This is a genomic window from Paenibacillus sp. 2TAB19, assembly GCF_052115185.1.
GTDB lineage: Bacteria > Bacillota > Bacilli > Paenibacillales > Paenibacillaceae > Pristimantibacillus.
On record NZ_JBFRGE010000012.1, the window covers coordinates 79398 to 93387 of the forward strand.

Annotated in this window: 10 protein-coding genes; 9 read left to right on the plus strand and 1 reads right to left on the minus strand. The window is 52.9% G+C overall.

Annotated features, from left to right (window positions below; all coding sequences use genetic code 11):
• Positions 1 to 62: 62 nt before the first annotated feature.
• The 4 genes from AB4Z33_RS07860 (at position 63) to AB4Z33_RS07875 (ending at position 4871) form a co-directional block, all read left to right on the plus strand.
• The gene (locus AB4Z33_RS07860) at positions 63 to 323 is read left to right on the plus strand and encodes a hypothetical protein (protein WP_442049392.1); all 261 of its coding nucleotides are present in this window, start codon (positions 63 to 65) and stop codon (positions 321 to 323) included.
• 262 nt (positions 324 to 585) lie between these two features.
• Positions 586 to 1986, plus strand: a complete 1401-nt coding sequence (locus tag AB4Z33_RS07865; RefSeq protein ID WP_442049393.1) for an MATE family efflux transporter — start codon at positions 586 to 588, stop codon at positions 1984 to 1986.
• Positions 1987 to 2218: 232 nt separating this feature from the next.
• The gene (locus AB4Z33_RS07870) at positions 2219 to 2752 is read left to right on the plus strand and encodes a YceI family protein (protein ID WP_442049394.1); all 534 of its coding nucleotides are present in this window, start codon (positions 2219 to 2221) and stop codon (positions 2750 to 2752) included.
• A 103-nt stretch (positions 2753 to 2855) separates the two neighbouring features.
• Entirely contained in the window at positions 2856 to 4871 is a 2016-nt protein-coding gene (locus AB4Z33_RS07875; RefSeq protein WP_442049395.1) for a GTP-binding protein, read from the plus strand.
• Positions 4872 to 5118: 247 nt separating this feature from the next.
• On the opposite strand, the gene AB4Z33_RS07880 is transcribed toward AB4Z33_RS07875, so the two are convergent.
• Complete coding sequence (locus AB4Z33_RS07880; RefSeq protein WP_442049396.1) at positions 5119 to 7395, minus strand: AraC family transcriptional regulator; 2277 nt, start codon at positions 7393 to 7395, stop codon at positions 5119 to 5121.
• Positions 7396 to 7566: 171 nt separating this feature from the next.
• Between AB4Z33_RS07880 and AB4Z33_RS07885 the strand changes: the two genes are divergently transcribed.
• The 5 genes from AB4Z33_RS07885 (at position 7567) to AB4Z33_RS07905 (ending at position 13978) form a co-directional block, all read left to right on the plus strand.
• On the plus strand, positions 7567 to 9129 hold the full coding sequence (locus AB4Z33_RS07885; protein WP_442049397.1) for an extracellular solute-binding protein: 1563 nt from the start codon (positions 7567 to 7569) through the stop codon (positions 9127 to 9129).
• Between the two features lie 233 nt (positions 9130 to 9362).
• The gene (locus tag AB4Z33_RS07890; RefSeq protein ID WP_442049398.1) at positions 9363 to 10925 is read left to right on the plus strand and encodes an extracellular solute-binding protein; all 1563 of its coding nucleotides are present in this window, start codon (positions 9363 to 9365) and stop codon (positions 10923 to 10925) included.
• An 84-nt stretch (positions 10926 to 11009) separates the two neighbouring features.
• Positions 11010 to 11969, plus strand: coding sequence for an ABC transporter permease (locus AB4Z33_RS07895; protein ID WP_442049399.1), 960 nt, complete (start codon positions 11010 to 11012; stop codon positions 11967 to 11969).
• A gap of 19 nt (positions 11970 to 11988) precedes the next feature.
• Entirely contained in the window at positions 11989 to 12864 is an 876-nt protein-coding gene (locus AB4Z33_RS07900; RefSeq protein WP_442049400.1) for a carbohydrate ABC transporter permease, read from the plus strand.
• A 16-nt stretch (positions 12865 to 12880) separates the two neighbouring features.
• The gene (locus AB4Z33_RS07905) at positions 12881 to 13978 is read left to right on the plus strand and encodes a glycoside hydrolase family 88/105 protein (RefSeq protein WP_442049401.1); all 1098 of its coding nucleotides are present in this window, start codon (positions 12881 to 12883) and stop codon (positions 13976 to 13978) included.
• Positions 13979 to 13990 lie beyond the last annotated feature (12 nt).

Below are 13990 nucleotides of genomic sequence, written 5' to 3' on the forward strand. Positions count from 1 at the left end.
CCTCTTGTGAACTTCTATGAAAGCGCTACAATTAAGGTAATAAGAAGCAGGAGGTGAATGGAATGAGCCAAGAACAAGAGATTGAATTGGTAGTTGCGGAAGAAGCCGCTGAGGTGGTATCGGAGGAGGCTGTAGCTGAAGAGGCTGCTGCTGCCGACGAGGAAGCCGTAGAGGAAGAAGCTGCAGCGGAAGAAGCGTCTGAGGAAGAAGCATCCGAGGAAGCGTCGGAAGAAGCAGTTGAAGAAGCTGCTGCTGAGGAAGAAGTTGCTGCAGAGGAAGAAGCAGAGGCCGCTGAAGAAGCGGATGAATCAGAAACGGACTAATGATGGCAATCATTTTAATAAAATAAGTGGGCTGTTTCCCGGACGTCATCGCACGGAGAAGCAGCCTTTTTGGCATGTTTATCAACAGAGCCATATTTTGATTTACGGTAAATTACATATTGATTAGTGCATAAAGGGCGCAGGTGTGCTACGATACGGATTGCTTTTGTTTCACCGCGAAACGGATTGTAACGCGCATCGCCACCAAAGGATGGCGTTAGCCGTTTCGCTTTGAGCAACGTATTCGGAAGAAGGTGACATCTTGACTAACGCAGAGACGAAGAATGGACAAGGAAAGGCGAGGTCCAGCGAGCTGAATTTATTTATGCTCACATGGCCGATATTTTTGGAGATTTTCCTATTTATGCTGATGGGCATAGCCGATACGTTCATGCTGAGCGCGATATCCGACAATGCGGTATCTGGCGTCGGAGCATCGAATCAGTATTTGCATATTGCGATTCTTATATTGGAAGTCATCGGGAACGGGGCATCGATTGTCGTTGCGCAGTATATCGGTTCGAAGAAGTTTATTGAGGCGGCCAAAATATCGGCGTTAGCGGTCACGCTAAACCTGATTGTCGGGTTGATCATAAGCGGATTGTTCTTGCTGTTCAATCACGCTCTCCTGGAGCGGCTTAATTTGCAAGGCGAGATTCTGGATTACGCAAGCGGCTATTTATCGATTGTCGGGGGCATGATCTTCTTACAGGCAATCATTAACTCGGTTTCGGCTATCATTCGAGTACACGGTTATACGAAGGAAGCGATGTATGTTTCACTGGGCATGAATGTGATTCATATCATTGGCAACTACGCGCTCATATTCGGCAAGCTTGGCTTTCCGGAGATGGGTGTGCAGGGTGCGGCGATCTCTTCGGTTGTCAGCCGGTTTCTTGCCCTTCTTATTTTCTTCTGGCTGCTCTATCGTATTATGGAAGTCCGGGTGCAGATTCGGTATTACTTCTCGCTGTCGAAGACGTATATCGGCAACATTATGAAGATCGGCATTCCATCGGCTTTCGAGCAGGTCATGTACCAGACCTGCCAAATTATTTTTCTCTATTACGCAACGTTCCTCGGAGCGTCGTCGCTGGCGGCAAGGCAGTACGCGTCGAACATTTCGATGTTCACGTATTTGTTCGCTTTTGCGATCGGCATGGGAACCTCGATCATCGTAGGCCGGCTCGTTGGAGCGGGCAGGCAGGACGATGCCTATAAGCGCGTATTCAGCAGCGTTCGTTATGCGAGCCTGTTCACCCTCATTACGGTTGTGCTTGTGATGCTGTTCCGCGAGCCGCTTATGAGCATGTTCACGAACGACGAGGATATTATCCGGCTAGGGGCGAACGTTCTGCTGCTCAGCATCGTGCTGGAGACGGGGCGGACGATCAACATTATACTCGTCAACTCGCTTCGTGCCGCGGGGGACGCGAAGTTCCCGCTATGGATCGGTATGTTCACGATGGTGGGCATGAGCTTGCCGCTCGGCTACTTCTTCGTGTTCCAGCTCGACATGGGACTGGCGGGCATTTGGCTGGCGATTGCGTCGGATGAATGGCTTCGTGCCGTTATTATGTTCTTCCGCTGGCGGAGCCGGGCATGGGAGCGCCATGCGATCGTCAAGCCGACCGGAGCGTCTGCGAAGGAGACAACGGTATAAAAAGACAAGGCTTAGGCCGTCGAAGCAAACTGCATGATGCAGGCTGCTTCGACGGTCTTTTTTTGCATGCTGCCCGTGGGTTTCAATCCGATTCCGAAAAAAGTTGAAAAAACGCCAAAAATACGTTTGACAAATTCAGGAGAACCAACTATTATGAAGTCATAAACATTATTTAAGTTAGTATATAGTTAAATGTAAGTAAATTATAAATGACGTTATGGAGGAATTTAAAATGGCAAAATCAAATTGGACAGTAGACGCTTCACACAGCGCGGTGGACTTTTCCGTAAAGCATATGATGATTGCAAAAGTAAAAGGCACCTTCCACACCTTCGAGGCTAACATCGTTGCTGATCCTCAGGATCTGACTTCGGCCGAGATCGACTTCAGCATCGACCTGACGAGCATAGATACGCGCAATAACGACCGTGACGCTCACCTTCGTTCCGGCGACTTTTTCGAGACTGAGAAGTACCCGGCTCTGACATTCAAAGCAACGAGCATTGTGAAAACAGATGACGGCGAATACAACATCACGGGCGACGTAAGCCTGCATGGTGTAACACGCTCGGAGTCGTTCGCAGCGAGCTTCGAAGGCGCAGGCAAAGATCCATGGGGCAATGAGAAAGTAGGCTTTAGCGCAACAGGCAGCTTGAAACGCAGCGACTACGGCTTAACGTACAATGCAGCGCTTGAAACGGGCGGCGTACTGATCGGCGACGAAGTTAAGATCTCGATCGAGATCGAAGCGAATATTGCAGCTTAATCGAATCGTTTATGAACGGCTTATCGGGCAAATGTCCGGTAGGCTGTTTTTTATTTTTATATTATGATAGGCGTATGATCAGGCAGACGAGKAGATATGGTTCATGGTGCATAATAGCGGGGAACGCGGCCGAATTCGGAATATTGGTATTTTCGCGCACGTGGATGCAGGAAAGACGACAACGACGGAGCAAATCCTTTTTCATAGCGGACGGATACGTGCCTTGGGCAGTGTGGACGACGGTACGTCGCAGACGGATTGGATGGAAGTGGAGCGAGCGAGGGGCATTTCGGTACGTGCAGCTGCAACGCGCTACACTTGGCGTGATGTGACGGTTAATGTGATCGATACGCCCGGCCATGTCGACTTTCTGTCGGAAGTAGAGCGTTCGCTTCGGGTAATGGATGGAGCGGTACTTATTGTATCGGCGGTGGAAGGCGTGCAGGCACAGACGGAAGTCATTTGGCACGCGCTGCGGGATCGCGGTATCCCGACGCTGCTGTACGTGAATAAAATGGATCGGGTAGGCGCGGACGCATGGCGAACAGTGATGCAGATCAGACGGCTGCTGTCGGGCATGGCAACGCCTGTGCAGCTTCCGATTGGAGCCGAGGATAGCTTCGCCGGCAGCAGGGATCTGATGGCGGTGCAAGCGTCAATGGCGGGAAGTGCGGATGCCGAACGATTCGAGCAATTGCTTGTGGAGACGGCAGCTGAGCATGATGAGGCGCTGCTGCTGCAGTATATGGAGAGCGGCGAATTGCCGAGGGAAGAGCTGCGCGCTGCTATAGGTGAGCGGGCTTGCCGCGGTGAGCTGTTTCCCGTGCTGTTCGGAGCCTCGAACAAAGGAATCGGCACCCAGCCGCTCATGGATGCGATGATTGAGCTGCTGCCTCCGCCTCCTGCTGATGGGGCTGCAGACGGGCCGGTATCCGGCGTCGTCTTCCGCATCGAGCGCGATCCGGCTATGGGGCGTGTCGCCTATGTCCGCATGTACAGCGGAACGGTACGCAATCGCGATTCGGTTCGCAACGTGACGCAGGAGATTGACGAGAAAGTAACGCAAATAAGGAAGATCGACGGACAGCGGTCAGAGGACGTCGGGATGCTGGCGGCAGGCGATATTGCCGCCGTATGCGGGTGGAATCAGGCGCGCATCGGCGATATTATCGGCAGCGCCGCTAATGTGCCCGGCGAGACGCGGATGGCTGTTCCGCTGCTGACGGTGCAGGTGCGGTGGCGGAACGAGGCGGAGTATACCGCCGTCGTCGCCGCCTTGCATGAGCTGGCGGACGAAGATCCGCTGCTCGATCTGCAATGGCTGCAGGAGCAGCGGGAGCTGCACCTGAAGGTGATGGGGCCGATTCAGGTTGAGGTGCTGACCCATGTGCTCAGTAGCCGCTTCGGCCTTGCCGTGGACTTCGGAGCGCCGTCTGTCATCTATAAGGAGACGCCGGCGCAGACAGGCGAAGGCTTCATCGCGTATACGATGCCGAAGCCGTGCTGGGCGATCCTTCGCTTCCGCATCGATCCTGGCGAGCTAGGCAGCGGGCTTGTCTACGCCTCGCTCGCCCGGCCGGAGCGGCTGCTGGAGAGCTATCAGAACGAGGTCGCAAGGCGAGTGCCTGAGGCCCTTCAGCAAGGGCTGTTCGGCTGGGAAGTGACCGATCTTAAGGTGACGCTGCTGGAAGGCGAGCATCATGTATGGCATACGCATCCGCTTGACTTCGCGGTAGCTACGCCAATGGGGATTATGGATGGCTTGGCGCGCACCGGCGTGAAGCTGCTGGAGCCGATGGTTCGTTTCCGGCTGTCAGTACCGGAGGAGACCGGCGGGAAGATCATGAACGAGCTCGTTCAAATGCGAGGACAATTCGATACGCCCGAGGTGCGGGGCGAGCGGATGGAGATCGAAGGTATACTGCCCGTGGCGACGTCGCTCGATTTCCCGGCGAGGTTCGGGTCGCTTACGAAAGGACGCGGCGTTATGTCGACGTTCTTCGCAGGTTATCAGGAATCCCCGCCCGACGTGCAGGCTGAGCGAACGCGTACCGGCGTTAACCCGCTTGACCAGTCGAAATATATTTTGTATGTTCGCAAGGCTCTCGCTCAGTCCTAATTAGTGGGATTGACTTAAGATGCGGCGTTCATAGCGGAGTGGGGAGCGCCTGTGATTGAGAATAGCGCAAAAACATTGCGCTATTCAGGTCGGGTTTGGGTGTTTAGGGGAAATAGCGAAAGTTTTTTTCGCTATTTCCGTGCATTTTCTATGCATGCGTGGCCAATAGCGGCAGTTTGGGCCACTAATTAGGTGGCTGCAGTGGGAGAGCTTCAGTTAGCTCATATTCAGGCCGTTAACAGCACCATTATCCGGTTCGCTTCTTGTCCCTGTACTGCCCCGGCGTGATGCCTTCCTGCTTGCGGAAGGAGCGTATGAAGTTCTGCGAGTTGTTGTACCGCAGCTTGGCGGCGATGTCCTTGATCGGCATCTCGGAGTCAGCCAGCCAACGCTTCGCCATATTGAACCGGTACATCGACAAGTATTCGCTGAAGGAATAACCGGTTTCCTTGCGGAAAACGCTGCTTAAGTAGTTGGCATTGTAATGCAGTCTCGACGCGCATTCCTCCAGCGTCAGATCGGAATCGTAATGATGCTGGACGAGATCAATGATTTTCTCCGAAATGTTATGATATTGCGCCTCTTGGCGATCCTTGAAAATATTGACCATCGGAAGAACCGCTCTCGTCCAGAACCAATCCTCAATTTCCGCAGCTGTCCGCAGCTCCAACAACTCCTCCAACAGCGAGCCCTTCATCGGGTGAATTTGTTTCAAACTAACCCCTGACTCCTGCATGACAATAAGCAGATTGTTCAGCAGCCGCGCGAGCGGAATCTGGTATTCCTGCGGCGAGGACTCCACGCTGAATACCGCTTGGAGGAACAGCTTCACCAGCTCCTTGGATTTGTCCTTCTCCGCCAGCTTGATCGTGTCCATCAGCTCGTTCTCGATATGCGACGGATAGTTTAACTTCAAATAAGGGTTGCCCGCGTTAATGTTCTCGTACTGGATGATGATGCCTTCTCCAAGCTTCATGCGATGCTTGAGCGCCTCCAATCCTTCGCGATAGGCGATCGGAAGCGAAGCGAAGGAGCTAAGCGGAAGGCTCATGCCGATGCTGGCTTGCACGCTCAAGTAGCTCGTTATTTGCTGCTGCAAATTTTCCGTGATCGCATACAACGAGTTATGGAACTCAGTGCGGTCGTCTTCGACGCTGCCGATCACGGTTACGACCGTATGGTCCATAATGACGGGAGAGAGCCGCTGGCCAAACGGAATAAGTTCCTCAATGATGTTGTGGACGGCGAACAGCAGCAGTTCTAAGTCCTGTTTCGAATAGCGGCTATTCTCGAAGAAATCGATCTGCAGCGTAATGACGGCCATCGACTTCCATTCTTCAAGCTGTACGCCGTAACCGAACTGGATCAGCTTCTCGTTCAGCTCGCTTTGCTTGACGCTTCCTTGCAGCGCCCTGATCAGGAAGAAGGTGCGCACCTGCGATATATGCTGGCTAACTTCCTTCTCGAGCTGCGATTTCGACTGGAACAGGCGATGGACCTGCTCGCCGATCGCCTGGAATTCGTTCGACTTCCGCTTCTGAATATCGCCGAGTCTTTCGCCGATCTGATTCAGCAACAGCTGAATCGGCGAGTACATGCGCCGTGAGCCGATCCATGCCAGCAACATGGACAGCAGGAGCATAAATAAGCAAATATAAAGCGTATAAAAGCCGATCTTTTTCGATTCCTTCGTCATGCTGGCGATGGATGTCACGGATAAGTAAGTCCATCCGTTCAAGTCGGAGCGGTAATACGTAATGGCATAGTCCTTCTGCTCCAAAACGGCGGTGAATTGGCCGGCGCTTTGCGACAGCTGCCCCATTGATAAACCGCTTACATCAATCGATTTGCCAATAAGCTGCTGGTCGGGATGAAGAAGAATGCGGTATTGATCGTCAACGATCATGATGCTGGAGGCGTTGTCTCCGTCGCTCTCGAGCAGATCCTGCAGGCTGCAGGTCGGAATATTGGCAAGCGCAAGCCCGTATTTCTCAAGGCCCGTCGTCGGAAACTTCTTGACGAGACTAATGCTGTAGCTGCATGATGCATTGTTTGCATTCTCTTCGCTGTAGAACCATTCGGACGGATTAAGCACCCAAGAGGTGCTCTCCGGCACCTGCATCAGGCTGGCCAGCTCTTCATATTGGGCATAGGACTTAAAAGCGTACAGCCCGGAGTTCTTCACCATCCAGTTGTGGCGGTCGTTGATGAGGATGACATCCTCCAGTTTCGTATCGAACGATTGCATATGGCGAATTTCGTTGCGAAGGTCGTCGTACAGCATGAAATCGTCGGCGGTTAGCGGGCGGTTCATCGCTTTTTTGAGCACGGTGGAGTTAATGACTTGATTCAGCGTGTGGTTGACAGTCGTCAGTTTCTGCTCTACATTTGAGTTAATTTGCATAATCAGTTGCATTTTTCCTTCGTTTACATTTTTCTGTATTTCCTTGGAAGAAGTGAAGTAGGAGAACGCGCCGATAAATATAACGGGAAGCGTGCTGAGCAGAACCCCGAACATCGTCATCTTGCTTAGAAAAGTTAAAGATCGCACGGTACCCATCACCCTATCTGAATATAGATATAGTCATTATTTTAGTGATCATCGGCGGACTGGACAATAATCATCTCATTGCTGGATAATCATTTGCTTAGATTATGACGTGCAAAGCCTGCCGGGGCAAGCAGGAAACAGCTATTGGCACATACTGCGCTCGATATTGTTAGGGGGATTACGATGATAGAAGAGAAGCCGAACAGGCAAGGCAATCTATTGAAACGGACGGCATTTTTTCTAATGATTGCAATTGTATGCGCTTCCTGCAGCGGCAAACCGAACGCCGACCCAGCCGCAGGCAAGGATGATCGGACGCCGATTTCGATTATGGCGCCGCTCCACTTTCCGCATCCGCCCAGCGACGAAATAATCGCCCAGATCGAAGCGCTGACGAATACGACGCTCGATATCAATTGGGTGCCGGACGGTATTTATACCGATAAGATGAATACGTCGCTTACGACGAACTCCTTGAAGAAGGCGACCTTCGTGAAGCACACCGATTATATTTTTATCAAAAACGCGATTCGTTCCGACTCCTTCTGGGAGATCGGACCTTACTTAGAACAGTTTCCGAATTTGCGGCATCTCGATGCCGATATATTAGCGCAGGCTGCGGTCGACGGCAACATATACGGTCTTTATACGGAGAGGCCGTCCTCCAGGCAGGGCGTCATCATACGCGAGGATTGGCTCGATCGGCTGGGAATGAACAAGCCTTCAACGCTTGACGAGCTGTATGAAGTGATCAAGCAGTTTACAGTGAACGATCCGGATGGCAACGGCAAGCAGGATACGGTGGGGCTAGCCGATCGCAACGACCTCGTATTCGGCGCGTTCAAGACGCTCAGCTCCTACTTTGGGACGCCGAACAACTGGGGGCTATCGGCTTCGGGCAACGAGCTCATTCCGGAATTCGAGACGAAGCCGTACAAGGATACGATGAACTTCATGAAGCGGCTGTATGAGGAAAAGCTGATTAACGCCGACTTTGCCGTAACGAGCAAGGAGGTGCAGCGCGATAAGCTGATCCGAGGCGCCGCGGGCGTCTACATTGGCAGTATGACGGACGTGCAGCGGCTATCGGACGAAGCGAAGCAGATCAATCCCGAGGCAAGGTTTGCGCTTGTGAACCGGATACAAGGCCCAGCTGGCTACCGGGTATGGTCAATACCGAACTACAATGGGTTATATTTGTTCTCCAAGAAAGCGATTCGGACCGAGGAGGAGCTGCTGGACATTCTCGCCTTCTTCGACCGTTCGATGGATAAGGATGTCGCAAATCTGTTGCGGTACGGCATCTTGAACAAGCATTATACGCTGAGCGGGCAGTCGGTCGTACTGCCGGAGGAAACGTCGCAGCTGCGCGCTACGGATGTCGGAGCGCTTTATACGCTAATGATTGCAGATCTTAGCAATCCAAACGTGCTGGATGCGGCGGAGAAGGAGACGATGTGGGAGCTGGCGGAGCGTCTTAGCGCAGATAACGAGAAATTTCTCGTGAAAGACCCTACAATCGGACTGGAATCGAAGACGTACGACGAGAAGAGCATGGAGCTGTACAAAATCGTGTCCGATGCGACTTACAATTATATTTTGGGGCATCTGAGCGAAAGCGGCTTCGACGATGAAGTGAATCGTTGGCGTCGCGAAGGCGGCAATGAGATTGCCAAAGAATATATGGATGCTTATTTTATGGAATAACAATAGCACTAAAGCAAAGCCTGCTGCGTCTTAATTGACGCGGCGGGCTTTTTTGTACCGTTAATGCCAGCCAGCTATCATCTCTTACCGTAATAATCCGTAATAATCATTTCCTCAGATGCGCGCAAGGAATCCCCTAATATGAACAAATGATTGTTTCGGCACTTCTGCGGCGGGTGCTAGATTGGAAGCGTACCAACCAAACCATAACGATAATTGGAGGTCAAAGAAGGATGAACAAAAAATCGTATTCGATTCTGTTAAGCGTCGTGCTCGTATTCACCATGCTGCTCGCGGCTTGCTCGGGCAACAACAATAAAGGCGCGAACGAGGAACAGCCGGACCCTACCGCAGACAGCGGCGGAACGAAGGTAGAAGAGACCGCGAAGCCGGAAGAGCCGGAGGCGCCGACAGAGATTACGATCATGCTTCCTCTTAACACCGCAGAGACTCCGCCCGACACCATTAAGAATGAGATCGAGAAGCTGACGAACACGAAGCTGACTTATCAATTTTTCCCGGCAGATACGTACGAGGAGAAGCTGAACACTTCCTTCGCTACAGGTTCGCTGCCGCAGGTTACGTACCTGAAGAACCAAGCTACATTTATTCAAATGAAAKGTGCAATCCGCGACGGTCAGTTCTGGGAAATCGGACCTTACTTAAGCGAGTTCCCGAATCTAAGCAAGCTGAAGGAAGAGATTCTGAACAATACGAAGGTGGACGGCAAGCTGTACTCGCTTTACATCGGCCGCCCGCTGGCACGACAAGGATTGATCTACCGCAAGGACTGGGCAGATAAGCTCGGAATCGCCCCGCCGGCTAACACGGAAGAGCTGTTCGCGATGCTGGAAAAATTCACGACGGGCGATCCGGACGGCAACAACCAGCAGGACACGATTGGTCTCGCGGACCGTAATGATCTCGTTTACGGCGCATTCAAGACGGTCGCTTCCTGGTTCGGCATGCCGAACAACTGGGCAGACGTTGACGGCAAGCTGCAGCCGGAGTTCATGTCGCCGAAGTACGTAGAGACGATGGACTTCATCAAACGGGTTCGCGATGCGAAAGCGATGAACGTCGACTTCGCGGCGACGAGCAAGACCGATCAGGTCAACCTGTTCACGAGCGGCAAGGCCGGCGCATACATCGGTGCGATGAGCGACGTTAATACGCTCGTGAAGGATTTGGTCAAGAACGTGCCGACGGCTGTTGTCGATACGCACAGCATGGTTGCCGCTCCTGACGGAACGCTTGCGAGCTGGTCGATTCCCGGCTACAACAACGTCGTGCTGTTCCCGAAATCGGCGATCAAGGATGAGGCCGAGCTTAAGAAAATACTCGCTTTCTTCGACAAAATGCTGACGCCGGAAGTATCTAATATGATGTTCTGGGGCAAGGAAGGCGTGCATTACACCGTCGTTGAAGGCAAAGCCAAGGCTAGCGACGATCAAGAGCTGACGGAGCGCGAAGTGAAAGGGTTCAAAGACAGCCTGATCGGCGAGCCGGAGACGAACGGCAGTTACGAGGGCTTCCATGATCTAGAGGCGCGTATCAAAGCCGAGCAGTTGACGATCGAGAACGAGAAGATCGCGATCAAGGATCCAGCCGCGGCGCTTGACTCCGCAACGTATACGGAGAAGGGCACAGAACTGCAAGAGCTGATTAAGGACGCAACGTACAAATACATCTACGGCTCGATCGACAAAGCGGGCTTCGACAAAGCGGTCGAGGACTGGAAGAAACGCGGCGGCGATCAAATTATCGAGGAGTTTAACGCAGCCTATCAGAAATAACGGTTGCTTCGCAACTGTTCAAGCAGGGAGGGGCTGCCTTCGCAGGAGGCGGCCTCTCACTCCCCGTGGAAAGGAAGGAATGGCATGCAGGAAACGGTTGTCCAGGCGGTTAAGCCGAGCAGAATACCGCAGAAGAGCAGCAGCGAATTGAAGAAGCGTCTATGGAAAAACAAATGGCTCTACGTGATGCTATTGCCTGGCGTGTTTTACTTTATTATTTTCAAATACATTCCGATGTTCGGAATTGCAATTGCCTTTCAGGACTACAAGCCGTTCAAGGGTGTCGGAGGCAGCGATTGGGTGGGGCTGAAGCACTTCGAGCGGCTGTTCACCGAGCCGGATTTCCTTAATATTTTGACCAATACGCTGTTATTGTTCGGCATGAATCTATTGTTCTTCTTCCCGATTCCGATCGTGCTCGCCTTGATGTTGAATGAGGTGAGGATATCCTTCTTCAAAAAAACGTTCCAAACGCTTGTTTATTTGCCGCATTTCATGTCATGGGTCATCATCGTCTCGATCAGCTTTGTCATGCTCACGTCGGACGGCGGCATCGTGAATGAATTGCTAGCTTTCTTCGGCTTCGAAAAAATCGATTTCCTGCTCAGCCCCGAATGGTTCCGGCCGACCTATATCATTCAGGTCATCTGGCGCGAGGCGGGCTGGGGAACGATCATATATTTGGCGGCGATCGCCTCGGTTGATCCGCAGCTCTACGAAGCTGCGAGAATGGATGGCGCAGGGCGCCTGAGACAGGTGTGGCATATTACGCTGCCGGCGATCCGCAGCGTCATCGTCATCCTGCTCATTCTGAAGATTGGCGACGTGTTGGAGCTTGGCTTCGAGCATGTGTACCTGCTGCTCAACTCGATGAACCGCGAGGTCGCGGAAATTATCGATACCTACGTATATACGGCCGCGCTGAAACAGGGCAAGTTCAGCTATGCCACGGCAATCGGCTTCTTCAAATCGTTCATCGGGCTTGTCCTGGTCATGCTTGCCAACAAGCTGTCCAAGAAGATGGGCGAAGAGGGCGTTTACTAATGGAAGGGGGCAATCTCAAGTGGTAGAAGACAAAACGTTAAGCGGACGCCTCTTCCAGGCGGTCAACTTCACGCTGCTGGCTATCATCGCGCTAGTTACCGTGCTGCCGTTCCTTCATGTGGTGGCGGGCTCCTTCACGACGAGCGCGGAGATGGCGATGAAGAAGTTTATCCTCATCCCGACGATATGGAGCTGGGACGCATATAAGTTTATATTTTCGACCGATACGATCTTCCGAGCGATGGGCGTCTCGATAGGGGTGACGGCAGTCGGAACGGTATTCAGCATGCTTACGACTGCGTTAATGGCTTACGGACTGTCGCGCCGTGATCTGGACGGCCGCCGTGCCGTCATGTTCCTCGTCGTCTTCACGATGCTGTTCAGCGGCGGCTTGATTCCGACGTTTCTCGTTGTGAAGGAGCTTGGCATGATCGACAGCTACTTAGCCTTGATTATTCCATCGGCGATCAGCGCATTCAACCTCATTATTCTGAAAAATTTCTTTCAGAACATTCCCGAAGGGCTTGAGGAATCGGCGAAAATAGACGGCTGCAACGACTTCGGGATCCTGTTCCGTATTGTGCTGCCTTTGTCGATGCCGGCCATCGCAACGATCTCGCTGTTCTATGCCGTTACCTATTGGAATACGTACTTGAGCGCCATCCTCTATCTCGATGACAGCGCCAAATGGCCGATTCAAGTGCTGCTGCGGCAGATCGTTGTGCTGGCGAGCGGTCTTGACTATAGCTCGGAGCTAGACTCCTCGGTGCCGCCGCCGGACCAAGCGGTGAAGATGGCCGTTATCGTCGTGGCTACGCTGCCRATCCTGGCCGTGTATCCGTTCCTGCAGAAGCATTTTGCCAAGGGCGCATTGATCGGTTCGATCAAAGGATAGAGAGGAGAGCTTATTCATGTTACACCAGACGACTGCAACACCAATTGAATGGGCAAGAGCGGCCTGCGATTCGTTAATGAGCGCGTACTTGCCGGAAGAGCTTCCTCCGGCAGGCCGCTGGCATTATCACCAGGGCGTATTCCTATGCGGCATGGAAATGCTGTGGGAGGCGGATCGCGACGAGCGATACGACGCGTATATCAAGCGTTACGTCGATCAATTGGTCGACGATCACGGCAGCTTCTACTTTGCGCGCGATGAGCTTGATGCGATTCAAGCAGGCTTACTGCTGTTCCGCCTTGATGAGCGGAACGGCGGGAGCAAGTATCGCGCCGCGGCCGATAAGCTGCGCTCGTTATTCCATACGCTTAACCGCACCTCGGAGGGCGGCTTCTGGCATAAGGATAAGTACCCGTACAATATGTGGTTGGACGGTCTCTACATGGGAGGCGTCTTCGCTTTGAAATACGCACGGGCATACGGGGATAATGGATTGCGCGACATGGCGCTGCATCAAGAACGGCTCATGCACCGGCATATGTATGATGAGCGGACGGGCTTGTTGTACCATGCGTGGGACGAGAGCCGTCGGATGCCGTGGGCGGACATGGAGACTGGTTGTTCGCCCGAGTTCTGGGGCCGTTCGCTTGGCTGGTACGGACTTGCGATCGCGCAGTTTATGGATGAATTGCCCGATGAGCACGCAAGTCGCGGGCTGATTGCCGCCACGCTATCCGACTTCGCCAAGGCGCTGATGCGATATCAGGACCCGGAAAGCGGGCTTTGGTATCAGGTCGTGGATAAGGGACATTTGGCCGACAATTGGCTGGAGACGTCCTGCACCTGCTTGTTCGTCTACACGCTGGCTAAAGCATACAAGCTCGGGCTTATAGGCGAAGATGGCTTGCATGCGGCGAAGCGGGGCTTTGAGGGGCTGGCGAGAGTATGCCGTGTTGACGAGCGGGGGCGATTTATTTTGCCGGACATCTGCATTGGAACGTCGGCTGGCGATTACGAGAATTACGTCACTCGTCCGACGAGCGAGAATGATCTGCATGGCGTTGGCGCTTTCGTCATGGCGTGCGTCGAGATGCAGGAGCTCTTAGGCGAATAGAATGGAATAGAC

Bases quoted from the DNA above. Each gene is read 5' to 3' on its own strand.
- AB4Z33_RS07860 (WP_442049392.1), top strand. From the start codon at position 63: ATGAGCCAAGAACAAGAGATTGAATTGGTAGTTGCGGAAGAAGCCGCT.
- AB4Z33_RS07870 (WP_442049394.1), top strand. From the start codon at position 2,219: ATGGCAAAATCAAATTGGACAGTAGACGCTTCACACAGCGCGGTGGAC.
- AB4Z33_RS07875 (WP_442049395.1), top strand. From the start codon at position 2,856: ATGGTGCATAATAGCGGGGAACGCGGCCGAATTCGGAATATTGGTATT.
- AB4Z33_RS07880 (WP_442049396.1), bottom strand. From the start codon at position 7,395: ATGACGATGTTCGGGGTTCTGCTCAGCACGCTTCCCGTTATATTTATC.
- AB4Z33_RS07895 (WP_442049399.1), top strand. From the start codon at position 11,010: ATGCAGGAAACGGTTGTCCAGGCGGTTAAGCCGAGCAGAATACCGCAG.
- AB4Z33_RS07905 (WP_442049401.1), top strand. From the start codon at position 12,881: ATGTTACACCAGACGACTGCAACACCAATTGAATGGGCAAGAGCGGCC.